The 24636-nt window shown below is 73.7% G+C and carries 17 protein-coding genes, 1 tRNA gene and 2 pseudogenes; 9 read left to right on the top strand and 11 right to left on the bottom strand.

The window, feature by feature from the left end:
- Position 1 precedes the first annotated feature (1 nt).
- The 3 genes from ACQEVS_RS11990 to ACQEVS_RS11980 form a co-directional block, all read right to left on the bottom strand.
- Entirely contained in the window at positions 2-613 is a 612-nt protein-coding gene (locus ACQEVS_RS11990) for a hypothetical protein (protein WP_433019130.1), read from the bottom strand.
- Between the two features lie 271 nt (positions 614-884).
- On the bottom strand, positions 885-3161 hold the full coding sequence (locus tag ACQEVS_RS11985) for a DEAD/DEAH box helicase (protein ID WP_433019127.1): 2277 nt from the start codon (positions 3159-3161) through the stop codon (positions 885-887).
- The gene (locus ACQEVS_RS11980) at positions 3074-4054 is read right to left on the bottom strand and encodes a hypothetical protein (RefSeq protein WP_433019124.1); all 981 of its coding nucleotides are present in this window, start codon (positions 4052-4054) and stop codon (positions 3074-3076) included. The genes ACQEVS_RS11985 and ACQEVS_RS11980 overlap by 88 nt, the downstream gene beginning before the upstream one ends.
- A 590-nt stretch (positions 4055-4644) precedes the next feature.
- Between ACQEVS_RS11980 and rfbB the strand changes: the two genes are divergently transcribed.
- The gene (gene rfbB, locus ACQEVS_RS11975; RefSeq protein ID WP_433019121.1) at positions 4645-5697 is read left to right on the top strand and encodes a dTDP-glucose 4,6-dehydratase; all 1053 of its coding nucleotides are present in this window, start codon (positions 4645-4647) and stop codon (positions 5695-5697) included.
- Between the two features lie 440 nt (positions 5698-6137).
- Here rfbB and ACQEVS_RS11970 read toward each other — a convergent pair whose 3' ends face one another.
- Together ACQEVS_RS11970 and ACQEVS_RS11965 are read right to left on the bottom strand one after the other, a co-directional pair.
- The gene (locus ACQEVS_RS11970) at positions 6138-6359 is read right to left on the bottom strand and encodes a CarD family transcriptional regulator (protein ID WP_224347147.1); all 222 of its coding nucleotides are present in this window, start codon (positions 6357-6359) and stop codon (positions 6138-6140) included.
- Between the two features lie 147 nt (positions 6360-6506).
- A tRNA-Arg gene (locus ACQEVS_RS11965) sits at positions 6507-6579 on the bottom strand.
- 308 nt (positions 6580-6887) lie between these two features.
- Between ACQEVS_RS11965 and ACQEVS_RS11960 the strand changes: the two genes are divergently transcribed.
- The 7 genes and pseudogenes from ACQEVS_RS11960 (at position 6888) to ACQEVS_RS11930 (ending at position 16237) form a co-directional block, all read left to right on the top strand.
- Positions 6888-8555, top strand: coding sequence for an ATP-binding protein (locus ACQEVS_RS11960; RefSeq protein WP_433027483.1), 1668 nt, complete (start codon positions 6888-6890; stop codon positions 8553-8555).
- Entirely contained in the window at positions 8552-10600 is a 2049-nt protein-coding gene (locus ACQEVS_RS11955; protein WP_433019116.1) for a GTPase, read from the top strand. Before ACQEVS_RS11960 ends, ACQEVS_RS11955 begins: the two co-directional genes overlap by 4 nt.
- A gap of 289 nt (positions 10601-10889) precedes the next feature.
- Positions 10890-11459, top strand: coding sequence for a single-stranded DNA-binding protein (locus ACQEVS_RS11950; RefSeq protein ID WP_433019113.1), 570 nt, complete (start codon positions 10890-10892; stop codon positions 11457-11459).
- A 223-nt stretch (positions 11460-11682) separates the two neighbouring features.
- Positions 11683-13185, top strand: coding sequence for a thioester domain-containing protein (locus ACQEVS_RS11945; RefSeq protein ID WP_433019110.1), 1503 nt, complete (start codon positions 11683-11685; stop codon positions 13183-13185).
- Between the two features lie 179 nt (positions 13186-13364).
- Positions 13365-15028 (top strand): annotated as a pseudogene (gene ettA, locus ACQEVS_RS11940) (energy-dependent translational throttle protein EttA).
- A 1-nt stretch (position 15029) separates the two neighbouring features.
- Positions 15030-15485, top strand: a complete 456-nt coding sequence (locus ACQEVS_RS11935; protein ID WP_433019107.1) for an acyl-CoA thioesterase — start codon at positions 15030-15032, stop codon at positions 15483-15485.
- A gap of 47 nt (positions 15486-15532) precedes the next feature.
- Entirely contained in the window at positions 15533-16237 is a 705-nt protein-coding gene (locus tag ACQEVS_RS11930; RefSeq protein WP_433019104.1) for a hypothetical protein, read from the top strand.
- Positions 16238-16367: 130 nt separating this feature from the next.
- Here the strand turns inward: ACQEVS_RS11930 and ACQEVS_RS11925 are convergent, their stop codons facing one another.
- The 5 genes and pseudogenes from ACQEVS_RS11925 to ACQEVS_RS11905 form a co-directional block, all read right to left on the bottom strand.
- On the bottom strand, positions 16368-16772 hold the full coding sequence (locus ACQEVS_RS11925) for a globin (protein WP_433019101.1): 405 nt from the start codon (positions 16770-16772) through the stop codon (positions 16368-16370).
- Between the two features lie 84 nt (positions 16773-16856).
- Positions 16857-17779: pseudogene (locus ACQEVS_RS11920) on the bottom strand (FHA domain-containing protein).
- A gap of 70 nt (positions 17780-17849) precedes the next feature.
- Positions 17850-19172 (bottom strand): VWA domain-containing protein, encoded by a 1323-nt coding sequence (locus tag ACQEVS_RS11915; RefSeq protein ID WP_433019098.1) that lies wholly within the window; start codon positions 19170-19172, stop codon positions 17850-17852.
- A 164-nt stretch (positions 19173-19336) separates the two neighbouring features.
- The gene (locus tag ACQEVS_RS11910; RefSeq protein ID WP_433019095.1) at positions 19337-20173 is read right to left on the bottom strand and encodes a PP2C family protein-serine/threonine phosphatase; all 837 of its coding nucleotides are present in this window, start codon (positions 20171-20173) and stop codon (positions 19337-19339) included.
- A gap of 413 nt (positions 20174-20586) precedes the next feature.
- On the bottom strand, positions 20587-22725 hold the full coding sequence (locus ACQEVS_RS11905; protein ID WP_433019092.1) for a tetratricopeptide repeat protein: 2139 nt from the start codon (positions 22723-22725) through the stop codon (positions 20587-20589).
- Between ACQEVS_RS11905 and ACQEVS_RS11900 the strand changes: the two genes are divergently transcribed.
- On the top strand, positions 22724-23083 hold the full coding sequence (locus ACQEVS_RS11900) for a hypothetical protein (protein WP_433019089.1): 360 nt from the start codon (positions 22724-22726) through the stop codon (positions 23081-23083). The genes ACQEVS_RS11905 and ACQEVS_RS11900 overlap by 2 nt on opposite strands.
- A 49-nt stretch (positions 23084-23132) precedes the next feature.
- Here ACQEVS_RS11900 and ACQEVS_RS11895 read toward each other — a convergent pair whose 3' ends face one another.
- Complete coding sequence (locus ACQEVS_RS11895) at positions 23133-24458, bottom strand: hypothetical protein (protein ID WP_433019086.1); 1326 nt, start codon at positions 24456-24458, stop codon at positions 23133-23135.
- Between the last annotated feature and the right edge of the window lie 178 nt (positions 24459-24636).

Below are 24636 nucleotides of genomic sequence, written 5' to 3'. Positions count from 1 at the left end.
CTCAGGTGCTTCCTCCGGCCGTGCGCCACGCGTGGGCGGCGGCTCGTTCCACCGCGCCGGCCAGCAGTTCGGCGTCGGCCGGTGAGCAGCCCGGCGGCGGCCCGAGCCGGCGCAGCCCGTGGGCGGGGTCGGCGGGCGGCTGGGGGTGCAGGGGGACGGCGGAGAGATCGCCGCCGGTGAAGTAGGCGGCGGCGGACGGGAGTTCGGAGACCGTCATGGTCGACGGGGTGGCGGACGCGTCGGTGGTGCTGCTCGACCGGGCCGCCCGCAGCTCGGTCAGGAGCCTCTCCCTGTCGCGTCCGCGCAGGGCGGGCAGCAGGAAGGGGTTGTCCTGGAGGGCTTCCGCGAACGCGTAGTGGACGGCGGCACCGTGGGAACAAGGGTCACCGGCGTCCCGGCAGTCGCAGTGGCAGGAAAGTTCCCCGCGCCGGGGGAAGAGGGCCGGCCCGGCCTTGCCGAAGGTGTCGTCGATGTCCTCCGGCATCCGGCCTTCGAGCAGCGCCGCCGCGTGCCGGAGCTGCCCGGCCAGCACCCGGACGCCGGCCGACCACTCGGCGTCGCCGAAGACCGGCAGCCGCAGCGTCACCTCGTATCCCGACTTGGCCAGTTCCACCCGGGCGGTGATCTCGCCCGGCCGGACCGTCAGGCCCTGGACCGCGCCCTGGCGGGCCAGCGTACGGCCGCGCGGGAGACGGGGGTTGGGGTAGGTGGCGCCCAGCGACTCCAGGGCGCGGACCCAGCGCCTGCTCCACCAGGTGCCGCTCGGGGCGGACGGCTTCTCACGGGTGGCGGATTTCTTGCGGACGGTCGGGCTCCTCCGGGTGGTGGGCTCTTCCCCGGCGGGTGTGGTGCCTCGGGAAGTCGTGCCGCGGCGGGTGGCGGGCTCATGCCGTCTCTCCTGTGGCTGCCGATGGGGTCGGGTCGCCCGCGCCCGTGGACTCCTCCGAGCCGGCGAGGCGGACGAGGGCGCGCAGGGCGTCGTCGTCGAGCTCGGCCAGCCAGGTCTCGCTCGTACCGACGACGGAGTCCGCGAGCGAGCGCTTGCTCTCCAGGAGCGCGGCGACGCGCTCCTCGAAGGTGTCGGCGGTGACCAGCTTGTGCACGTGCACGGTCCTGGTCTGGCCGATGCGGTGGGCGCGGTCGGTGGCCTGGTCCTCGACGGCGGGATTCCACCAACGGTCGTAGTGCAGGACGTGCGAGGCGCGGGTGAGGTTGAGGCCGAAGCCGCCCGCCTTGAGGCTGATGACGAGCAGCGGGGACGCCGTGTCGTCGTGCTGGAACGCGTCCACCATCGCGTCGCGCCGCTCGGCCGGGGTGCCGCCGTGCAGGAACGGCACCTCCTCCAGCCCGAGTTCGGCGGAGAGGTGGCGGGCCAGCAACTCTCCCATGACGCGGTACTGGGTGAAGACGAGGGCCCGGTCGCCCGCCGCGACGGCCTCGCCCAGCATCTCGGTCGCCCGCATCAGCTTCCCGGAGCGGCCCGCCAGCGAGCCGGCCGCCGCCGTGTCCTCCTCGCCCAGGTACTGGACCGGGTGGTTGCAGATCTGCTTCAGGTGGGTGAGCAGCCGCAGCACGTTGCCCTGCCGGCGGCTGCCGGAGCCGAGCCCGTCGCCGCCGTCGAGCGCCTCCGCGACGGCGGCCCGGTAGAGCCGGGTCTGCTCGGCGGTGAGGTCGCACGGAACCGTGGACTCCATCTTGGCCGGCAGCTCGTCCGCCACCGCGCTCTTCATCCGCCGCAGCACGAACGGCGAGACGACGGCGCGCAGCCGCCCGGCCGCCTCCCGGTCGCCGTCGCGCTCGATCGGCCCTGCGAACTGCTCCCTGAACCGCCGGTGCGAACCGAGCAGCCCGGGATTGGTGAAGTGCGCGATCGACCACAGCTCCGACAGCCGGTTCTCGACCGGGGTGCCGGTCAGCGCGACGCGGGCCCGGGCGTCGAGGCGCTGGGCCGCGCGGGCGGTCTGCGCGGTGTGGTTCTTGATCTGCTGCGCCTCGTCCAGGACGACGAGGTCCCAGCCGACGGAGGCGAGCAGCTCGGCGTCCAGGCGCAGCAGGGCGTAGCTGGTGACGACGACCGCGCCCGGCGTGAACGCGGCCGGGTCGGTGGCGCGTCGCGCGCCGTGGTGGCGGAGCACGGTGAGGCCGGGGGCGAACCGGGCCAGTTCACGTTCCCAGTTGCTCACGACGGAGGTCGGGCAGACGACGAGCCGGGGGCGGTCGCCGGTGCGGCCGGCGAGCAGCGCGATGGTCTGGAGGGTCTTGCCGAGGCCCATGTCGTCGGCGAGCAGCGCGCCGAAGCCCAGGTCGGTGAGGGACTGCAGCCAGGCGACGCCGCGCCGCTGGTAGTCACGGAGGTCCGCGCACACGCCGGTGAGGTCGGGCTCGGTACGCCTGCCCGCCTCGCGCAGCCGGCCGACGAGGTCGGCGACCGAGCCGTCGGCGACGGCCGGCACGTCGCCGAACTCCTCGGTGCGGTGGCGGCCGCACAACGCGATGGACAGCGCCTCGGCGGTCGAGAGCCGCCCCGGCGTCCCGACGAGGGCGGCCAGTTCGCCGACCCGGTCGGGGTCGAGGCGGATCCAGGTGTTCCGCCAGGGGGCGAGGGGCTCGCCGCGGGAGGCGAGGAGGGCGACCTCGTCAGGGGTCGCCACCTCGTCGCCGACGACGGCTTCCCAGCGGTAGGTGACGGTACGGGCGCGGGGCGCGGCGCCGTTCCCGCGCGGGCTCCGGCGGGTGCCGACGCGGAGGCGGGGGACGAGGGCGTTGCCGCCCTCGCCGCTCAGCTCCTCCGGGACGGTGAGCCCGATGCCCGCGGTGTCCAGGGCGGTCGCGGTGTCGCCGAACAGCCGCGCCGCCTGGAAGGGGTTGAGCAGGACCCGGGTGGGCCGGCTCTCGTCCAGGCAGGCGGCGAGGGGCCGGAACACGCGGGCCGCGCGGCCCAGCCCCTCGGTCAGCGCCTCCTGCGGGGCGTCGAGGATCCGGCCGCCGAGGGAGAGGGTGCCCGAGCCGGCGTCCCAGACGCGGTGGGCGGAGAGGAGGACGTCCGGTTCGTCCACCGCCTCCAGATGGAAGGTCAGCGGCCAGAGCGCATCCGGGCCGGCGGGCGTGCCGAGGCGGAGGCGGAGCCGGACGGCGGCCCGCTCGCCGCCGCCGGCCGCCACCCAGTCCGCGAGCTGTGCGGGGGTGGGCGTGGTGGGGGCTGGTACCTCGGCGGGGTTGGAGGTGGTGGTGAGGGCGGTGGCAGGGGTGGTGGTTTCGGTGCTGGTGGGGTGGTGGTGAGTGCGGTGGTGACGGTGCTGGCGGGGGTGGTGGTGAGGATGGTGGTCCAGGAGTCGGCGGTGCCGTCGGCCGCCGGTGCGGAGGCGCGGGCGCAGGCATCGGCGACGGCGTCGCAGAACGCGGTGAGCAGGGCGAGCGGGGACCAGACGCGCGCCTCCCCGGGGTCCGTGCCGTCGGACCCGGGGGTGCCGTCCGGCGTCGGGACGCGCAGCGCGTGGGCGGCGGCGGGCAGGGCCGTGGCGAGGGCCGCCAGCCGGGGGTCGCCGTCGGTCACGGCCCGCCAGTGGGCGCGGACCCGGCCCTCGCCGGCCTCGCGCAGGACGGGGACGAGGTGGCCGGCGGTGACGTGCTCCAGGGCGAGCCGGGCGGCGACGACCCAGGCGTGGACGGAGTGGCCCCAGGGGCGGTCGGGTGCGGCGGGCTCTGCCTCGTCCTCGGCGTCGTCGACGTCGTTGGCGTTCTCGGCGCCCTCGACCTCCTCGGCGTCGGCTCTGACTCCGGTTCCGCTTCCGGTCGCGGCTTCGATTCCGGTTTCGACTCCGGCTTGGGTTGCGGCTTCGGTCGCGGTGAGGGCGGCCAGCGCGCCGACCGCCTCGCCGACCGGGACCAGCAACGCGGGAACGTCCACGTCCACCAGGGAGCCGCCGTGCGGCAGAAGGGTGGGAAGCATGGGGGGAGTGGTGAGCCGGGTGCCGGTGCCCGTGGTGCCGGCGGCGGCCGGCAGGCCCAGCGCCGCCGCCTCCGCCGAGGGTTCGGGGGTGCCCCAGAAGGCCATGACACCGTGCCCCGGCACATCGGGATCCGGAACGAACGTCGCCTGCAAGCGGCCGGGAAACTCCGGCGTGCCCATACAGCGGTCCCATCTGTTCGGCAATACGGACTTCAGGAAGCGGACAGCATAACCAGGAAATGCCGGAATTTCATATGAGGTTGGTGGAGGGCGATATTTCCGAGGGGGGTGCGCGTGCGTTCCGAGTGTGTCGGTCGAACGCTCCCGGGGTCGTCGGCCGAAATCTTCCGCAGTCGGATCGGCCGTGCGCCGACTGGGCAGGGTGGCACTCGGGGGCGTCCGGACGGGGAGGTGCCCGGCGAGATCCGGTCATCCCGCCCCTTTTCAGCCGGAATTTCTCCGAAGGCATTCCCAGAGCATGTTTTCCCGCGGTGTCAAATCGCGTCGGCGGGTAATTCCAAGGACATGAATTCCATGCCAAGTCAAGCGAGGCGCGGTTTCGCTCCGACCGCCGCGAGAACTCCTCCCGCCGCGGCGAACGGAAGATGACCACCGCGATCCGGAGGGCCAGGCCCCGGATCTCCGCACGCCCACCGCCTGGTAGCGGACGATCACGGCACGGTAGAGCTGTCCCCATGAGCACTGAGACGCGCACCACGGAGACGCGCACCGCCGCGCAGAAGACCGCCGCCGCTCCCAGGATCCTCGTCACCGGCGGCGCCGGGTTCATCGGTTCCCACTACGTCCGCACCCTGCTGGCCGGGGACGGACCGGAACGCCCGTACCTCACCGTCCTCGACAAGCTCACCTACGCCGGCGTCCCGGCCAACCTCGACCCCGTCCGCCACTCCGACCGCTTCCGTTTCGTCCAGGGCGACATCTGCGACATCGGTCTGGTCGACCGGCTGGCCGCCGAGCACGACCAGATCGTCCACTTCGCCGCCGAGTCACACGTCGACCGTTCCGTACGGGAGGCGGACGCCTTCGTCCGCACCAATGTGCTGGGCACCCAGAGGCTCCTGGACGCGGCGCTGCACAACGGTGTCCGGGTCTTCGTGCACATCTCCACCGACGAGGTCTACGGGTCGATCGACCACGGCTCCTGGACCGAGGACGCGCCGCTGTCCCCCAACTCGCCCTACGCGGCGGCCAAGGCGGCCGGCGACCTCTTCGCCCTCGCCTGCCACCGCACCCACGACCTCGACGTACGCGTCACCCGCTGCTCCAACAACTACGGCCACCACCACTTTCCCGAGAAGCTGATACCGCTGTTCGTCACCAACCTGATGGACGGCCTGGAGGTGCCGCTCTACGGGGACGGGCGCAACGTCCGCGACTGGCTGCACATCGACGACCACATCCGCGGCATCGAGCTCGTCCGCACCCGCGGCCGGGCTGGCGAGATCTACCACATCGGCGGCGGCGCCGAACTGACCAACCGCGAGCTCACCGACATGCTGGTGAAGGCGGTCGGCGCGGACCCGTCGCTCGTCCGGCACGTCGAGGACCGCAAGGCCCACGACCGCCGCTACTCGCTCGACTGGAGCAAGATCCGCGACGAGCTGGGCTACCGGCCGGTCCGAGACTTCGAGGAGGCTCTGGCGGAGACGATCGCCTGGTACCGCGACAACCGCGCCTGGTGGGAACCGCTCAAGCAGCGGGCGGCCCTGCTGCCGCAGACGGGCTGACCTGTCCGTCCGCACGTGTCGTGGCCCGACCCGTCCTGACATCGGAGCCTCCCGCCCCACGGGAAACCCGGAACGGGAGGCTCCGAAGCAGCCGGACGACCGGCCTGGCCCGCAGCGGCCCGACCGGCAGCCGGCCCGACCCGCAGGCGGCCTGACCTGCCCACCCACCTGCCCCTCCGACAAAAGAACGCCCCTCCTATCGAAGAAGGGGCGTCACTTCAGAGCGACGTACTCGTGACCGGATCCTCGGCCGCGACGGCCTCGTCCTCCCCGAAGTCCGGGGCCTGGAAGGGGTTCGTCGTCGGAGGCGGCAGTTCGAGGGCCGAGCGGTGGTGTGCCCCTTCCGGGGCAGAGAACAGCGAGGTCGAGTCGATGAGAGGTCTCCCTTTGCGTTGCCGGCCCGCGGAGGGACCGGCGTGCCGAGACACGGCACAGAGGTCCTAGAGTTTGGTCATCTTGGCGTACGGACTCAAGATCCGCTCTTCCGTGGATCCGAAATCCACGAGCACGGCGATCCCGTCCTCGACACCGGTCACCCGGCCGAGTCCGTACATGTCGTGCGTTACCTGGTCGCCCACGGCGAAGTCCTTGGGAGCCGGTGTGACCTTGGCCGCGAAGGGGCTGGTGGGCAGATGGCGCTTCAGTGCAGCAGGCTTAGTCATTGCCTCCAGTATGCGCCCGCAACCGCCCCTCGTGCGGCCGCCGTCCGCGTCGGATCCGACACAGATCGAGAACAACAGCAGCCCCGGAACCAAGCACCCCCACGCTGACCAGCAAAAAGACCCTCCCGAAGGGAGGGTCTGACCGTGCGCCCCCGGCAGGACTCGAACCTGCGGCCAAGCGCTTAGAAGGCGCCTGCTCTATCCACTGAGCTACGGGGGCCGGTGTGGTGCGGCGGTGTCGCGGACGGCTGAAGCCCCGGGCTCGGTGGTGCCGTGACCTTGCCGGGGACAAGGATAGGGCTCCGCGTACCTCGTCCCGGTTGCTTCACCTCCGTGACACGATGTGGAGGTTCGGTGAAGCGGTCCTGATAATCGCAGGCGAGTGCGAATCGTGCACCGTTTTTGACGCCTCCTGCGGCGGGTGTTGTGTACTCGTTATGCCCGGGCCCCATTCGCCACGCCCCGCGCGGCATGGTCTATACGCTTCAAAAACACCTCAGAATTGGGCATTCTGCACATGTGGCGACCTTGGACGTACGGCCCCGGCTGATCGACGCGCTGTCCGCACTGCGGGACCGCGTCGAGGCCGCTCGGTTTCCGCTCCCCCTTCCCGGCGCCGTTCGCGCCCGTCGCAACCGGGCCGAGCTTCTGGCGCAGCTTGACGACTACCTCGTGCCCCGGTTGTGCGCCCCCGAAGCGCCGTTGCTCGCGGTGGTCGGGGGATCCACCGGGGCGGGGAAGTCCACGCTGGTGAACTCGCTGGTGGGGCGGCGGGTGACGGAGGCGGGGGTGCTGCGGCCGACGACGCGGGTGCCGGTGCTCGTCTGCAATCCGGACGATCACCACTGGTTCGCCGGGCCGCGGGTGCTGCCGGCGCTGCGGAGGGTGAGGGGGCCCGTACGGGACGGGCTGCTGGAGGACGTTCCCGTAGAGGTGACCCCTTCGGGTGACGAGGACGACGACCGGCCCGGGCTGCGGCTGGAGACCGACCGGGCGCTGCCCCGCGGGCTGGCGTTGCTGGACGCGCCCGACATCGACTCCCTCGTGGAGCGCAACCGGGAGCTGGCCGCGCAGCTGATCTGCGCGGCGGACGTGTGGGTGCTGGTCACCACGGCCACCCGGTACGCGGACGCGGTGCCCTGGCACCTGCTGCGGGCGGCCAAGGAGTACGACGTCACGCTGGCCACCGTCGTGGACCGGGTGCCGCACCAGGTGACGGGGGAGGTGGCGCGGCAGTTCGGGGCGCTGCTGGAGGCGGCGGGGCTGGGGGACGTCCCCCGGTTCACCATTCCCGAGCTGCCCGAGTCGGTGGCCGGCGGGAGCGGGCTGCTGCCGGTCACGGCCGTGGCGGGGCTGCGGGCCTGGCTGATCCAGCGCGCCCAGGACCCCGCCTCGCGGACGGTGGCGCGGGCCCGTACCGCCAACGGCGTGCTGGCCTCGCTCGGTTCGCGGCTGCCGGGGCTGGCCGGGGCCGCGGCGGGGCAGCACTCGGCGGCGGTGCGGCTGCTCCAGCGGGTCGAGGACGCGTACGCCCGGGCCGCGGACCGGGTCCGGCGGGACGCGGCCGGTGGCGAGGCGCTGGCCGGCGACGCGCTCACGCACTGGCGCGGCCACCCGCGCGACAGCACCTCCGACGAGCTGCTGACCGCCCTTACCAACGCCTTCATCGCCCTCCTGGCCTGCGCCGTCGACGCCGCCGACGAGGAGATCGCCACCGCCTGCGCGGGCGACCCGGCCGCCGCCACCGCGCTGGCCCCGCGGGACGCGGACGGCGCCGCCGCCCGGATCGGGGTGGCCGTGCGCTACTGGCGCCGCTGCCTGGAGGAGCACGCGGAGGAGGAGGTGCGTGAGGTTCGTGGGACGCGGGAGGCGCGTCAGGTTCGGCAGGTCCGTCCCGCGCACGGTTCCGAACGCGGTGGGCTTCCCGACGCCGACCGGGTGACCGCGCTGCTCGCCGCTGCGCTGCTGGGCGGGCGGCGGGCGCAGTCCGCGAGCGAGGCGCTCGCCGAGGCGCTCGGCGCCCGGAGCGCGCTCCGGTTGCGCGAACGCGGCGGCGCGCTCCTCGACGAGTGCGTGGAGCGCGTGCTGGAGACCGAGCGCGACCGCAGGACCGCCCCCCTGGAAGCCCTCGACGTGACCCCCGACCACCAGGTCGAACTCATCGCCGCGCTATCCGTGTTGCAGAAGGAAAGGTGACCGCGGTGCATTCAGCCGACAGCCGCCGCGGGCCGGGGAGGCCGCCCGCGTCCGACGCCGTCGACCGTTCCTGGGACGACGGTCTCATCGCCCGCCGCGCGCGCCCGGAGCGTACGCGGCCGGACAAGGCGCACCAGGAACAGCGGGAGCGCCCGGCGGCTCCCGCGCGCCCGGCGCCGAGCGTCGCCACCGTTCTCGGCGGCCCCCTCCTCACCCGCCTCGACGCCCTCCGCCAACTGGTCGGGCTCTCCCGGGCGCGGCTCGACGGCGGAACGCTCGACGAGGCCGGACGCGTGCTGGAGGAGGCCGCCGTCCGCCAGCGGCACCCCCTCGACCTGACGGTCGTGGCCATCGCCGGATCGACCGGAAGCGGCAAGTCCACCCTCTTCAACACCCTCGCCCGCGCCCAGCTCTCCGAGGCCGGGGTGCGCCGGCCCACCACTTCCGCGCCCGTCGCCTGCGCCTGGACCGACCGCGCGGACGGACTGCTGGACCGGCTCGGGATCGCGGAGGGGGCGCGCCGCAAGCCGCCGCGCCCCCGCGACCCCGCGTTCGCGGGTCTCGTCCTCCTCGACCTCCCGGACCACGACTCGGCGGCGGCCGGCCACCGCGAGCAGGTGGACCGGCTGCTGGAGTTGGTGGACGCGGTGATCTGGGTGGTCGACCCCGAGAAGTACGCCGACGCGGTGCTGCACGAGCGCTACCTCCGCCCGCTGGCCGGCTACGCGGAGGTCACCTTCGTCGTCCTCAACCAGCTCGACCGGCTCTCCGGGGACGCCGCGGACCAGGTCCTGGACGACCTGCGGCGGCTCCTCGACGAGGACGGCCTGGCCCTCGGCGAGCACGGTGAGCCCGGGGCGGCCGTCCTGGCGCTGTCCGCGCTGACCGGCGAAGGAGTCGGCGAACTGCGGGAAGTCCTCGGTCAGTTCGTCACCCGCAGGAAGGCCGCCGAACTGCGCCTCACCGCCGACGTCGACGGCGCCTCGGCCCGGCTGCGGCCCGTCTACGTCGCCGAGGGCCGGCCCGGGCTGACGGACGGGGCGCGGCTGGACTTCGAGGACCGGCTGGCGGAGGCGGTCGGCGCCCGCGCGTCCGGGCTGCGTGCCGAACGGACCTGGCTGCGCGGCGCCGAACGGGCCTGCGGGACGGTCTGGGGCCACGCCTGGCGGCATTACCGAAAGACCCGGGGAGCGCGCACGGGTGAGGCCGGTGCGGGCAGTGGTACGGACGTGGCGCCGCCGCAGCGGCGTACCGCCTCCCGGCCGCTGGTCGAGCAGGCCGTGCGCGCGCTGGTGCACGAGGCGTCCGCCGGGCTGCCGGAACCGTGGGCCCTGGCCGTCCGCGAGGCCGCCGTCAACGGTGCCGAGGGACTGTCCGAGGCCCTGGACGAGGCCGGCGCGGCGGCGTCCCTGCCCGCCGCACGCCGTGGCGCGTCCGGCGTCCGGTGGGTGGGCGGGCGACGGGCGGCGAAGCCCTCGTCCGGTGGCGCGGAGGGCGCGAGGGCGGGCGGACGGCGTGCTGCCGGCCGGGATACGGGCGGGTGGCGCACCGGCGGCCGGCGTACTGGGGACCGGCGGACCGGCGGCTGGCGTGCCGGGGACCGGCGTACCGGGGGACGGCGTACGGGCGCCGGGCGTAGGGGGGCCGGGCGTACGGGCGTCGGGCGGACGCGCGGCGGGGGCGCGCCCCGGCTGGTGCGGCCCCGGTGGTGGGCCCTGGCCACGGCTGCTCAGGTGATGCTGGTGCTGCTGCAACTGGGTGGACTGGTGTGGCTCCTGACCGCGCTCTGCGGCGGCACGGGGGTGCCCTGGTGGGTGCCCGCCGGGCTGACGGCGGGCTGCGCGGCGGGGGCGCCGCTGCTGTCGTGGGGCTGCCGGATGGCCGCACGGGGGCCGGCCCGGGGGTACGGACTGGAGACGGAACGGCGGCTGCGGAACGCCGCGGCGGCCTGCGGGCGGGAACGGGTGCTGGAGCCGGTGGCGGCGGAGTTGCTGCGGTACCGGGAGCTGCGGGGGCAGTACGTGGTGGCCGCGGGGGAGGGGTGAGTCCGAGGAACTTGGTGAATCCGGGCGGCGACAGCAGGGTGGTGCGGACCCGGCTTGTGGAAAAACCCGTCGGCAATCGCTTGATGGGTGAGGAGAGGGAGCAGAGGGGCGACTGTGCGCTCCTGTGAGTGACGGATTTCTCCCGTGTGCTCGCCCGCTGTCCACAGGCCCCGGCGGCCCTTGCCCGCCGCGTGCACGATGAGGTCACGGGCGGCTTCACCGCCCTCGCCGGGGGCGTGCCGTGCCGCGCGCATGGTCCCGGCTGTCGTGAAACGGGGGAGACAGCGCGATGAACGAGACACTGGTGACGGTCGTGGGCAATGTGGCGACCCAGCCCGACTTCCGGAAAGCCGCCAACGGGGCGGCCGTCGCCCGCTTCCGGCTCGCCGCGACGGTGCGCCGCTGGGACCGGGGGCGGGAGGAGTGGGCCGACGCCTACACGAGCTTCTACTCGGTGTGGGCGTGGCGCACGCTGGCGAGCAACGTGGTCGCCTCGGTGACGATCGGCGAACCGGTGCTGGTGCAAGGCAAGTTGCGCATCAACACCCAGGAGCGGGACGGGAGACGGTGGACGTCGGCGGACATCGACGCGGTGGCGATCGGGCACGATCTCGCGCGCGGGACCTCGGCGTTCCGCAGGGTGTCGCCGGCGCGGCCGCTGCCGGTCGAACCGGTGCGCCTGGCGGGCGTCATGGGGAAGGTGGTCACGGACGTGGAGGCGGCGCGGATGGGCGCGGTCGTGGGCGGGGCGGAGGCGTTGCCGGCCCGGACCACGAAGGCCGGTGAGCCATCTGACGAGTTCTCGGTTCGTGAGGGCATGGGGATGGTCGACGGCTCGTTGGTGCCAAGCGCCCCTTGAAGTGCGGCGTTTGTCCGGGTGATTTGTCGATAAACCCGGACTGAACACCTGGTTCCGATAACGATTCCGATTCGGATCGTCCGCCCGGCAGGCGTGCGCGGCGTTCGCGTCGTGGGCGCTTCATAGGATCCCCCACACGTACCAACGGGGGCTGCCGCTTTTGAATTGCCCGGAGTGTCGCGTGAGGCCCTGCGACGGCTCGCGCGCGCCCGAAAGGAAGTCCATGAGCTCTAGAACGAGGCGGTGGCCCGCGCGCCCCGCCGCGGCCGTCCTGGCCTGGGCCCTCGCCCTGACCGGTGCGGTGTCGGCGGCCGGAGCGGCGTCCGCGGCCGACGCGGTGGCGGCGGAGGCGCCGCAGCACTCGGGGGGCGTCAGCGCGGTGCTGGGCAGCGAGATGCCCGCCAGATCCGGAGCGCACCTCAAGAAGGGCGGCACGTCGACCCCCGTCGCGGCCGGGCTGTACGAGATGAAGGTCGACGGCGGCGGAACGGTGCAGACCTATTGCGTCGACGCCGAGGCGGCGACCGTCAACGGGGCCAACTACCGGGAGGTGAGCTGGGGCGAGTCCTCGCTGCGGCGCAACCGGAACGCGGGCCGGATCCGGTGGATCCTGCAGAACTCCTACCCCCAGGTCGACGACCTCGCCGCGCTCGCCGAGAAGGCCGGGACCGGCACCCTCGACCCCGGCCTCGCCGCGGCCGGCACCCAGGTCGCCATCTGGCGCTACTCGGACGGCGCCACCGTCGAGGCCGACAACCCCGCGGCCGAGAAGCTCGCCGACTACCTCTACAAGAACGCCGAGGACCTGGCGGAGCCCAAGGCATCCCTCTCTCTGGACACGCTCGCCGTGTCCGGCCGGTCCGGCGGGCGGATCGGCCCGGTCACGGTCCGGACCACCGCGGACAGCGTCACCCTCACGCCCACCGCGGAGGCGATCGCCCGGAACATACGCATCGTGGACAAGGCGGGCAAACCCGTCACCACCCTCGGCGACGGCGGACAGCTCTACTTCGGGGTGCCCGCCGGCGCCCGGCCCGGAGCGGCCGGGGTCATGGCCACCGCCAACACCCAGGTCCCGGTCGGCCGGGTGTTCACCGGCGACCGGGTCCGCACCCAGACGATGATCCTGGCCGGTTCCAGCCGCAGCACCGCCACCGCCGGCGCCGTCGCCGCGTGGGCGGACAAGGGCGCCGCCCCCGCGGTGTCCGCCCGGAAGGACTGCGCCAAGGGCGGCGTGGAGATCACCGTCGCCAACCGGGGTGACGCGCCCTACGCCTTCCGGATAGCCGGCGCGCCGCACACGGTGAAGCCGAACACGTCCGAGACGGTCCTGGTCAAGGTCGCGGAGGACCAGGCGTACCGGATCGGCGTCGACGGGCCCGACGGAGCCTCCACGACCGTCTCCGGGGTGCTCGACTGCCGGACCGGCGACACCGCCGGCCGGGAGGGGCTGGAGGCGAAGGACGCGACGGCCGCGGGCCCGCCGCCCTCCCCGTCCGGTACGCCGGGAGCGCCGGGCACGTCGGGTGCGCCGAGTGGTGGCCCCGGGCCCGGCGGCGGAGGCTCCGGAGGGGCCGCCGCGGACCGTGACCTCGCGGACACCGGCGGCAGCGGCACCACGCCGACGGCCGTGGGCGTCGGGGCGGCCCTGGTGGTGGTCGGCGCCGCGACGGTGTACCTCCTGCGGCGGCGCAGGAACGCCGCCTCGGAGGCTTCCGGAGAGTGACGCCGGGCCCGGCGCGGGCGGGCACGGCCGGCGCCTCCCGGCGTGACGGGGCGGCGCACCGCCCCGGGCCGTGCCGAATCGCGTTTTCGCCCCGGGCCGCCGGTACGGCAAGATGGGTGTGTCTGCCCTCACGCGGCGGAGCCGCACATTGGCCCTTCTCGAATGCCGGACGGTTTCTCTTGGCTGAGTACATCTACACCATGCGCAAGACGCGCAAGGCGCACGGCGACAAGGTCATCCTCGATGACGTGACGCTGAGCTTCCTGCCCGGTGCGAAGATCGGTGTGGTCGGCCCGAACGGCGCCGGTAAGTCCACCGTCCTGAAGATCATGGCCGGTCTGGAGCAGCCCTCCAACGGCGATGCCTTCCTGTCGCCCGGCTACAGCGTCGGCATCCTCATGCAGGAGCCGGAGCTCGACGAGTCCAAGACGGTGCTGGAGAACGTCCAGGACGGCGTCGCCGAGACCAAGGGCAAGCTCGACCGGTTCAACGAGATCGCCGAGCTGATGGCCACCGACTACTCCGACGCGCTGCTGGAGGAGATGGGCAAGCTCCAGGAGGAGCTGGACCACGCCAACGCCTGGGACCTGGACGCCCAGCTGGAGCAGGCCATGGACGCCCTGGGCTGCCCCCCGGCGACTGGCCGGTCGTCAACCTCTCCGGTGGTGAGAAGCGCCGCGTCGCCCTCTGCAAGCTGCTGCTGGAGGCCCCCGACCTGCTGCTCCTCGACGAGCCCACCAACCACCTCGACGCCGAGTCCGTGAACTGGCTGGAGCAGCACCTCGCCAAGTACGCGGGCACCGTCGTGGCGATCACCCACGACCGGTACTTCCTCGACAACGTCGCCGAGTGGATCCTGGAGCTCGACCGCGGCCGCGCCCACCCCTACGAGGGCAACTACTCCACCTACCTGGAGAACAAGGCCGCCCGTCTGAAGGTCGAGGGCCAGAAGGACGCCAAGCGCCAGAAGCGGCTCAAGGAAGAGCTGGAGTGGGTCCGCTCCAACGCCAAGGGCCGCCAGGCCAAGTCGAAGGCGCGTCTGGCCCGCTACGAGGAGATGGCCGCCGAGGCCGACAAGATGCGGAAGCTGGACTTCGAGGAGATCCAGATCCCGCCGGGCCCGCGTCTGGGCTCCGTCGTCGTCGAGGTCAGCAACCTCTCCAAGGCGTTCGGTGACAAGGTCCTCATCGACGACCTGTCGTTCACGCTGCCGCGCAACGGCATCGTGGGCGTCATCGGCCCGAACGGCGCCGGCAAGACGACCCTCTTCAAGATGATCCAGGGTCTGGAGAAGCCGGACTCCGGCACCATCAAGGTCGGCGAGACCGTCAAGATCTCCTACGTCGACCAGAGCCGCTCCAACATCGACCCCAAGAAGACGCTGTGGGCCGTCGTCTCCGACGAGCTGGACTACATCAACGTCGGCCAGGTCGAGATGCCGTCCCGCGCCTACGTCTCCGCGTTCGGCTTCAAGGGCCCGGACCAGCAGAAGCCGGCCGGCGTGCTCTCCGGCGGTGAGCGCAACCGCCTCAACCTGGCGCTCACCCTCAAGCAGGGCGGCAACCTGCTGCTCCTCGACGAGCCGACCAACGACCTCGACGTCGAGACCCTGTCCTCGCTGGAGAACGCGCTGCTGGACTTCCCCGGCGCGGCCGTGGTCGTCTCCCACGACCGCTGGTTCCTCGACCGCGTCGCCACCCACATCCTGGCGTACGAGGGCGACTCCAAGTGGTTCTGGTTCGAGGGCAACTTCGAGTCCTACGAGAAGAACAAGATCGAGCGGCTCGGCCCGGACGCCGCGCGTCCGCACCGTGCTTCCTACAAGAAGCTCACCCGGGGCTGACGTGGCGCGCCATACCTACTCCTGCCCGCTGCGCTGGTCCGACATGGACGCCTTCGGCCATGTCAACAACGCCGTGTTCCTCCGGTACCTGGAGGAGGCCCGGATCGACTTCCTCTTCAGTTCCGCGTTCGGCAAGGGGAAGCACTCGTTCTCGGACGGGTCCGTGGTGGCCCGGCACGAGATCGACTACCTCCGGCCGCTCGTCCACCGGCCCGAGCCGGTGGTCATCGAGAGCTGGGTGACGCACATCTCCCGCTCCTCGCTGACCGTCGGTTACGAGATCAAGGACGAGGACCGGGTGTACGCCCGGGCGTCCACGGTCGTCGTGCCGATCGACCGGGAGACCGGGCGGCCGCGGCGGATCTCCGAGGAGGAGCGGGAGCTGCTGGCGGAGTTCCGGGACGACGAGCCGGACGCCGACCCGGCCGACGCCGTCGAGGGGGCCGTCGCCGTATGACGGCGTCCCCGGCTCCGCCTCCGGCCCCCTCTTCGCGGGGGCCGCGGTTGCGGTTCGCCGACGCCCGGGAGGCCGCCGACCTGGCCGCCTTCCTGGCCCGGCTGATCCACTACGACCGGGCGGCCGCGGTGCGGCTGCAGGCGGGGGGCGGGGTGCTCGGCGTTTTCGGGCGCCCGCCGTCCTTCGAGGTCCTCGCCATCCGTACCGCTCGGGTGAGTGACGAGGGCGCGCTCGATGTGACCGTGTCGGCCGGGCGGCTGGCCGATGAGATCGATGCCGGTTCCCCGGTCGGGGGCGGGCTTGACGTCTCTGTTCCCGAGACCGTCACCGGGCCGCCGTGGGCCGGCGTGCTGCCGCCGCGCGGCGGCTGGCGCCGGGTGCCCGGGCTGCCTTCCGTCGAGGAGGTACGCGGCGTCGTCGCCGCGGCGGTCGGGGAGTTCCGGGCCCGCGACGAGGCGTTGCCCGCGCAGCGGCGGAACAGGGCCGAGCGGGACCGCATCGGGCGGGAGATCTGGTCGCGGACGCTCGGGGAGACGGGGGTGCCGTTGCGGGTGGTGCACGCGGCTCAGGCGCTCGGGTTTTTGCGTCCCTCGCGGGTGCGCGCCGCCGCGGGCGCGGGCGGCCCCGCCGACGCGGAGCCTTTGGCGCTCTTCGCCGCCGGCGGGTGGTTGCGGTTGCGGACGCCTTACGGGTCCGTCGCGGTGCGGACCGGTGGCGGTGGGGTCGGGGGGTTGACCGTCACGCCTGTGTGACGGTCTTGGGAGGGTGCCCCGGCCCCGCCCTTTCGCCGTTTCCCGGGGGCCGAGCCCCGGCCCCCCGAAAGCGGCTACGCCGCTTGTCCTCAGATGCCGGACGGGCTGGGCGGGAGCCGGACAGGCTGATTCACTCCGGTGTGTTGATCATCGACGCCGCCGCATACGTCAAGTAGCGCCACATCTCGTCCTTGTGCGCTTGCGAGAGGTCCAGGCTGTCCACCGCCTCCCGCATGTGGCGGAGCCAGGCGTCGTGGGCGGCCCGGTCGACGGTGAAAGGGGCGTGGCGCATGCGGAGGCGGGGGTGGCCGCGGTTTTCGCTGTAGGTGCGGGGGCCGCCCCAGTACTGCATGAGGAAGAGGGCCATGCGCTCCTCGGCGGGGCCGAGGTCGCCTTCGGGGTACATGGGCCGGAGCAGGGGGTCCTCGGCCACCCCCTCGTAGAAGCGGTGGGCCAGGCGCCGGAAGGTCTCCTCGCCGCCGACCTGCTCGAAGAAGGTCTGCTCCTGAAGCGTGCCGCGCGGAATCTCTTTCACCCCTCCATGGTCGCAGACGACCCGGCCGAGGACTCCCGTCGTAGGACTCCCCGGCCGGAAGGGGACGCCGGCCCGTGCGACGCCTCAGCCGCGCCGGACGGTGATCGTCGTCCAGGCGCCCACGTGGACCCGGTCGCCGTCGTTCAGCGGGACCGGGACGTAGGGCTGGATCGGCTCCTCGGAGCCGTTGATCGTGGTGCCGTTGGTGGAGTCCTGGTCGACCACGGCCCAGCCGCCGTCCGGCTGCTCCACCAGCACGGCGTGCTGGTGGGAGACGCCCGGGTCCTCCGGGGGCGGGAGAGGTCGATGTCGGGGGACTCGCCCGTGCTGTGCCGGCGGCGGCCGATGGTGACCTGGGGGCCGGTGAGGCGGCACTGCTGCTCGGGAGAGTAGGCGGGCAGGTTGAGGCCGGCCGCCTCGGGTCCGCTGCGGTTCATCATCGACCGGAAGTAGTCGCGGTCGGGAGCTATCACCGCGACCCAGCCGGCCGGTGGCGCCGGCTGTGCCGGCTGTTGAAGCCCCGGCTCGTACGCGTACGGGTTGTCGGGCGCGGGGGCCGGCGGGGGCAGCATCCAGTCGTCGTCCCCGGCGGGGCCCGGCGACGTGTGCTGCGGAGTCAGCGGTTCCGCCGCGCGGTTGATCCGTGACGGGCGGGAGCCGTGGTAGTCGAAGGTGTGCGGCGGGGTGGGCTGCGGCGGCGGGGGAGGGGCCGACTGGAAGCCGTGCGGCTGCGGCGGGGTCACGTACGGCGAGGCGGTCCCGGTGAGGAAGTTGTACGCGCACTCCTCGCAGAACGGCGCCTGGGCCTCGCGGGGCGTGCGGCACTGCGGGCAGAGTTCCGCCTGCATGGTGGCCTCGGCCGTGCCTCCCGGGTAGGAAGGGGGTGCTGTGGGCGGTGGTGGCGGAGGGACGGCACCCGTGGGCGCGGAGACCCCGGTCATCCGGTGGCCGCACACCTCGCACCAGTCGTCGGCCACCGACTGGTGACCGTTCGGGCAGGTCGGCATGTCGGTCGTTCCCCCTCTTGCGCCGTTTCCGGTGTTCCCATGACCTTGCGGTGTTCGCCCGGCCGGCGTGCTACTTCTTCACGCGGACCGTTTTGGTCGAGCGTGTCTCCAATGTCTTCTCCGCCTCGGCCGAGACCTTGGCCTTCAGCCGCACAGTACCGTTCACGGCGTCCACCACGTCCACCACCTTGGCCAGCAGTTTCGCGGTGTCCTCGTTGCCGGATCGGCTGGCGAGCTGCACGGCCCGGCCGAGCTTGGCCGTGGCGCCGTCCAGGTCGCCGGACTTGCGCAGTTCCAGGCCCTGTTGGATGGCCTGCGCCAGCTCGGCCTGGCCGGTGTAGTGCGCGACCTGCGGGTTGATCGTGGTGGAGGCGGCGAGGTCGTCCGTCCATACCGCCCGGACCAGGCCCTGGGCCAGGACCTCCGCCGAGCCGTCGCGCGTGGGCCGCACCAGGGACGCCCGGGCGGCCAGCATCTCCCGGCCCACACCGGCGTCGGGCACCCGCACGCACACGTGGTAGTCGCGGGACTCGTCTCCCCAGGAGCCGGTGGGGTAGTCGCCCGCGCGGGGACCGGCCTCGGTCCGACGGTCCGTCAGGTCCCTTACGGTGGGCGCGACCTGCTTCACGAACTGCACCTCGGTGCCCTGCGGGGTCCACAGCCGGAGCGAGACGTCGGCGAGCTCCTTGCCCATGACGTTCTCCATCATCCCGGTGAAGTCGGTCGCCAGGGCCGACGGGTCGGCGACGATGTCGGCGCTGCCCAGCAGGGCGGAGGCTATGCCGGTGACCTCCTTGACCTCCCAGTCCGTCCCCACGCCCCGCGCGTCACAGGTGAACCTTCCGGCGCATGCGTCCAGGGAGGCCCGCAGGGCGTCCGGCTCCTCGTGCTCGTTGCGGCCGTCGGTGAGCAGGATGCCGTGGCGTATGGAGGCGTCGGACGAGGCCAACAGCCGTTCGGCCAGCCGCAGCCAGGTGCCGATGGCCGTGCCGCCGCCGGGGGTCAGCTTGCGCAGCGCCTCCTTCGCCTGGGCGCGGGTGGTGGCGTCGGCGACCGCCAGCCGGCCGAGCCCGGGGTAGACCTCCTTGGCCTGGTGGGTGCCGGCCACCACCGCGAAGGAGACGCCCTCGCGCAGCACGTCTATCGCCGCGGCCGTGGCCTGCCGGGCGTTGCGCATCTTGGCCGGCGGGTAATCCATCGAGCCGGAGCAGTCCACCATGATCACCACGGCGGTGTCCGGCGCCGACGCGGCCGACGCGCCGGCGGCCGTCCCGCCGCCGGTGGACGTCACGGTGACGATCGCGTTCACCTCGCGCCCGCCCTCCGGCAGGAACTCGTTCTGGTACACGTCGACCGAGAAACGCGGTACGTCCGGCTTGGACAAGTTCGACATCCGATCCGCTCCTTCGCACTCACCTGGTCACATGGCGACCGACGGACGGACGGACGCGCGCGGCGCCTCCCCCGGCACCGGCGTGCGGATCCCCCCGTTGACGCTCGGGCGTCAGGCCGCCCCCGGCTCCGCGGAGCGGGCGGGGAACGGCAGTACCGCAACGGTTACGTTGTCGTGCCCCCGCCGTCAAGGGCGTAACCGACCAGCCTGCGCGCGGTCTCCAGGGGCCGCTCGCGGGCGTCGGAGGGGACGACGGCGGCCATCCGCTCGGCGGTCTCGGCGTAGTTCCACAGGCCGTCGGTGCAGACGATGACGACGCCGGGCCGGTCCGGCTGGAACGCCGCGGTGTGCGGCTCCACTTCGTAGGCGTCCGCGCCCAGCCAGCCGGTGATGGCGTGGGCGCGCTCGTCCGCGTACGCCTCCGCCTCCGACAGCAGGCCGGCCGCCACCATCTGGGCGGCCCAGGAGTCGTCCTCGGTGAGCCGGGCGGGCTGGGTGGCGCGGTCGTCGGGGACCCAGTAGGCGCGGCTGTCGCCGACCCAGCCGACGGTCAGCAGTTCCCCGGTGATGACGGCGCTGACGATGGTGCAGGCGGGAGCGTTCTCCTGCTGGTGGTGGCGGTGCTCGCGGGCCCGGTGGCCGGACGAGGCCAGGGCGTCGACCGCCCGCGCGGCGTCCAGGATCGCCCGGTGGGTGGCCTCCCGCGGCGGGGTGCCGGCCGCGAGGGCGGCCTCCAGGGAGGCCAGGGCGCCGGCGCTCGCGGCGGTCGACGCCTCGTCGGACCGGGCGGCGGACGACACGCCGTCGCAGACGACGGCGAGGACGGCCGTGCCGCCGTCCGGCTGGGTCGTGGTCGACACCGCGAAGGCGTCCTCGTTGCGGTGGTGGCGCAGGCCGCGGTCGCTGACCGCGGCGACGCCCGGCGTCTCGTGCTCCATGTGATCCCGTTCGCGCGGCTGTGCATGCCCGCAGTGCTCGCAGTACCCGTCGTCGTCGATCATGCCGGACCGGCAGGCCCCGCAGACGCGCCGGCGGCCTGTCGCGCTCGTCGTGCCGGTCGCCCCGGGAGTGCCGGACGCGCCGAGAGCGGCGGACGCGCCGGGAGTGCCTGCCGTGCCGGGAGTGCCGGACGCCGCGGAAGTGGCGTACGCGCCGGATGTGCCAGCCGGTGGGAGCCCGGTCTGACCCGGGACGGCCGGCGTTCCGGGCGGGGCCGGCCGGTGGCCGTCCGGCTCGCGGTAGCGGGCGGTCCGCCGGGAGTCCCCGGCCGTACCGCCGCCGGGGGGACCGCCGCAGGGGCCGCCGCCGAGAGGTCCGCGCCGCAGCCGCCGCAGAAGTTGTCGGCGGGGTCCAACGGCTCATGGCAGACGGGACAGGCCGTCAGCTGTGCGGATTGCGGCAGTTGCGACATCGATCACACCCATGTCCTGGGGCGGAAGCGGTTGGCCCGTTCCACCAGTTCGATCCTTTCCCCGCCGTCCCGGGCGAGGCGTGCGAGCACGCGGTACGAGCGTTCCAGCCCGAAGCGCAGGCTCCGTTCGTCCGTGCCGGCGCCGAGCAGGGCGGTCCGCCGGCCGTCCGCGACCGGCGCGCCCGCGCGGCCGGACAGCACCCAGTCCAGGGCGGTGCCCAGCACCTCCGTGGCCAGCCGCTCGCGGCGCTCCTGGTCCAGGCCGACCTCCGAGAGCCGCTCGACCTGCCCGGCGGCGGCCGTCAGGTCGTCGAGCAGGTGCTCGTGCGGCGACCGGTGGCGCAGCCGGGCGCGGACCGCCGCGACGCGGGCCGCCGTGAAGTGGATGGACGCCTCCGGCACGGACTCCAGCACCTCCACCGCGCCGGTGCGGTCCCCGGCCGCCAGCCGCACCCGGGCCAGCCCGAAGGCGGCGCTGACGAAGCCGGGGTCGGTGCTCCACACCAGACGGTAGTACTCGGCGGCGTTGTCGAGCTGGCCCAGGACCTCCGCGCAGACGCCGAGGGCCAGCTTGGGGGCCGGCTCGCCCGGGAACGCGTCGTAGACGGCGTCGAAGGAGAGCGCGGCGGTCTCCTTGTCGCCGGTCACCAGCGCGTGCAGGCCGCGGTACCAGACGATCCGCCAGTCGTCGGGGTACTCGGCCTCCAGGGAGGCCATCGCCTTCCCGGCGTGCACGAGCTCGCCGAGCTCCAGTTGGGCCCGGAAGCGGCGCAGCCGCAGCTCCAGCGAGTTGACGGGCGCCGCCTGGAGGGCCGCGTAGGTCTCCGCCGGGCGCGCGGAGAGCAGACCGGCGAGGAAGCCGGCGTTGGGGTCGGACGGGTCGGCCATCGGGACGGGCAGCGCGAACGCGGCGGCGGGCACGTCGAGCGGCGCCAGGGCGGGCGGCATGGCCGGGGGCGCGGCGGCGACGGGCGGCGGGGCCTGCCGGGGCGCCCGCGACAGCACGGAACGGGACGGGCGGGCGCCGAGCGCCGAGGCGTCCCCGGCCTCGTCCGCGAACAGGACGGTGTCCACCACCCGCGGCTCGGGCCCGAACAGCGTGGACAGGGCGGGCCGCGGGGTGCCCGTCTGGAGCGACACCACCTCCCGGAGGACGCCCGTGAGCTGGTCGGCCATCTCCGCGGCCGAGGAGAAGCGGCGGGCCGGGTCGGGGTCCGTGGCGCGGACCAGCAGCCGGTAGAACGACTCGTAGCGGCTGAAGACCTCGATGTTGTCCGGGTCGGGCAGGCTGTCGACGAAGACGTTGGTGTAGCCCTGGAAGTCGAAGGTGAGGACGGCGAGGGTGCGGGCCACCGTGTACAGGTCGGAGGCGACGGACGGGCCGACCTCGGCGACCTCGGGCGCCTGGTAGCCGATCGTGCCGTAGATGGCGCTCTCGTCGTCGTCCATCCGCCGGACCGCGCCCATGTCGATCAGCTTGAGCTGGTCCTGCTGCTGTATCGCGTTGTCGACCTTGAAGTCGCAGTAGAGCAGGTTGCGGCTGTGCAGGTGGCCGAGCGCCTCCAGGGCCTCGATGCCGTAGGCGCAGGCCCGTTCGACGGGCAGCGGGTCGCGCCGGCCGTCCGGCAGCCGGCGCTCGTTGGCGATGTCCTTGAGGGACTTGCCGCCGACGTACTCCATGACGATGTAGCCGTCGAGGCTGCCGGTCCGCTGGTCGAGGTGCTCGACGAAGTTGTAGATGCGGACGATGTTGGCGTGTTCGATCTCGGCCAGGAAGCGGCGCTCGGCGAGGGCGACGGCGAGCGCGTCCTCGTCGCCCGTGTCGAGCAGGCCCTTGAGGACGACCCAGCGGTCGGAGACCGCGCGGTCCATGGCCAGGTAGATCCAGCCCAGGCCGCCGTGGGCCAGGCAGCCCGCCACCTCGTACTGCCCGTGTACGACGTCGCCGGCGCGCAGCTTGGGGACGAACGAGTAGGGGTGGCCGCACTTGGTGCAGAAGCCCTCGGTGCGGCCGGGGCGGTCGCCGCGCGAGCGGCCCACCGGCTCGCCGCAGTCGCTTTTGCTGCAGAAACGCTTGCGCTCGGGCACCTCGGGGTTGGCCAGGACCGCCGCGCGGGGGTCGGGGCGCGGCACGCCCGGCATGCTGACCAGGCCGGCACCCAGCCTGTTCCGGGCGGAGGCGGCGGTTCCGGAGCGTGAACTGCGGACGGACACCGGGCGGGAGGGCGTGCTTCCGTCGCCGAGGGTGGAGCGGGACAGGCGGCCGGACACCGAACGGCGGGAGGGGGCGGAGCGGGAGGACCGGGTGGAACGGGTCGAGGAGGGTGGCTGGGTGGAACCCGTCGGCCCCGTCGAGCTCGTCGATCTTTCGGAGGACCGTCCTCCGGTGCCGCCCGCGACGATGCCGGTGGCCGGCGAGGAGAGCGTCCCCGTGGGCGAGACGACCGGCGCGAGGCCGCAGGTGTCGCAGTACGTCTCGCCGCCGCCGACGTCCTCGTAGGTGCCCCCGCAGCCCGGCCGCTGGCAGGCCGTGGTGCCGTTCTCTCCGCTCATCTTTCCCCCCTGTGGTCATGGACGCTGTGGCCCGGGCTTCCGTTGCCCGGCGGGGCCAGGGCCCCGGAGACCGCCTGCTGGTAGCGCAGGACGGCCTGTTCGGCGGCCGTCAGATCGCAGGGAGCGCTCCAGAGCATCCGGCGGGCGACGTCGTAGCGTTCGCCGATGAACGGATCCTCCGCCAGACCGTGCCGGCCCGCCTTCGCCCGGTAGGCGTCCAGCCGGCCGCGCAGTTCCGCCCGGACGGCCAGGGGCGCGGTGACCGCGGTCAGCGAGGCGCGGGCCCGCAGCAACTCCTCCTCGGCGCGCTGCTCCAGGCTCTCCAGGAGCGGCGAGAGCCGGTGCCAGCGGGCGCGTCTGCGGTGCTCGGCGGCGGCGGACAGCTGCTCGTAGAGGGCGGTCGGCGGGCCGGAGACGGCGGGGACCACCGAGGCCGCGATCTTGGACAGCACCTCCGCGCGGGCCTGCCGGGCCTCCTCCAGGGTGCGATCCGCCCGGGAGAGGACGTCGCGCACCCGCATCAGCCGCTGCTCGGCGTCCTGCCGGACCGTCAGCACCGCCTCGATCTCCCGCCGGACGTCCTCCAGGGCACGGGCGGCGCGGTCGTAGCGCGTGGTGTCGGCGCGGCCGCCGCCGGGCGCGGAGCTCGGGGAGGCGCCCGTCCAGAAGGCCAGCGGGTCGGATATCACCTCGGCCCGCAGGGCGGACAGTTCGCGGGTGATCTCCTCCAGGTCGTCCCCGGACGGGTGTTCGCCGGGGCGGACGCCGACGGAGTGGGCCAGCGAGCGGGTGCGTCCCAGCTCGGCGGCGAGCAGGTCGATGCGGGCGGGGAGCGCGGACCAGACGGCGTCGGCGACCACCACCACGTCCAGGGCCTGCGCGTACCAGCCGTTCATCCGGTCGACGAGCTCTTCGAGGGTCAGCCGCTCGCTCAGCTTGGCCGCGCCGCCGAGCGTCGCCAGTCCGGCGGACGGGTCGCCGGCCGGCAGGGTGACGCGGGCGCCGCGCAGCAGGTCGGTGAGCTCCGACAGCTCGCTCTGGTGCGGCCAGCGGCGGCGGGAGCGCAGCTCGCGGGCCCGGGTGAGGGCGTCGGTGTAGGCGTCGAAGTACGTCCAGAGCCGGTTGATGAGCTGCTCGGCGACCGCCCACCGGGCTCTGGTGACGCCGGACAGGTCGGCGCCCTCCAGCAGTCGGCGGCCGGCGTGGTCCTGCAGGGCGAGCAGGGAGGATTCGACGGCCTCGTGCTCCGCGCCGAGCCGCGCCAGCGCGCGGTCGACCTCCTCGCGGCTCAAGACCGGCCCGGTGGGCCCCGCGACCGCCATCGGTCCCCTCTCCTGTCCGCGGCCCGCGCCGCTTCGTACCGGTGCTGTGCCGGGAGCCCGCCGGTCGGCCTCCCGCTTCGTTCCCGTGTCTCCCGGGTCCTTTCCCCTCGCTCTGTTCCCGCCTTCCTCGCCGGGGCCCGCCCGATGCGTGCCGGTGGGCCGCCCGCGGGGTGCGCGG

The organism is Streptomyces sp. CA-181903, assembly GCF_050937075.1.
Classification (GTDB): domain Bacteria; phylum Actinomycetota; class Actinomycetes; order Streptomycetales; family Streptomycetaceae; genus Streptomyces.
The sequence above is the reverse complement of the archived record's forward strand: the minus strand, read 5'-3'. Positions and strand labels throughout refer to the sequence as shown.

Excerpts from the sequence above, each read along its gene's own strand:
- ACQEVS_RS11980 (WP_433019124.1), bottom strand. The coding sequence starts at position 4,054 with ATGGCCTTCTGGGGCACCCCCGAACCCTCGGCGGAGGCGGCGGCGCTG.
- rfbB (WP_433019121.1), top strand. The coding sequence starts at position 4,645 with ATGAGCACTGAGACGCGCACCACGGAGACGCGCACCGCCGCGCAGAAG.
- ACQEVS_RS11970 (WP_224347147.1), bottom strand. The coding sequence starts at position 6,359 with ATGACTAAGCCTGCTGCACTGAAGCGCCATCTGCCCACCAGCCCCTTC.
- ACQEVS_RS11950 (WP_433019113.1), top strand. The coding sequence starts at position 10,890 with ATGAACGAGACACTGGTGACGGTCGTGGGCAATGTGGCGACCCAGCCC.
- ACQEVS_RS11945 (WP_433019110.1), top strand. The coding sequence starts at position 11,683 with ATGAGCTCTAGAACGAGGCGGTGGCCCGCGCGCCCCGCCGCGGCCGTC.
- ACQEVS_RS11915 (WP_433019098.1), bottom strand. The coding sequence starts at position 19,172 with ATGTCGAACTTGTCCAAGCCGGACGTACCGCGTTTCTCGGTCGACGTG.
- ACQEVS_RS11910 (WP_433019095.1), bottom strand. The coding sequence starts at position 20,173 with ATGATCGACGACGACGGGTACTGCGAGCACTGCGGGCATGCACAGCCG.
- ACQEVS_RS11900 (WP_433019089.1), top strand. The coding sequence starts at position 22,724 with ATGCTGACCAGGCCGGCACCCAGCCTGTTCCGGGCGGAGGCGGCGGTT.
- ACQEVS_RS11905 (WP_433019092.1), bottom strand. The coding sequence starts at position 22,725 with ATGCCGGGCGTGCCGCGCCCCGACCCCCGCGCGGCGGTCCTGGCCAAC.
- ACQEVS_RS11895 (WP_433019086.1), bottom strand. The coding sequence starts at position 24,458 with ATGGCGGTCGCGGGGCCCACCGGGCCGGTCTTGAGCCGCGAGGAGGTC.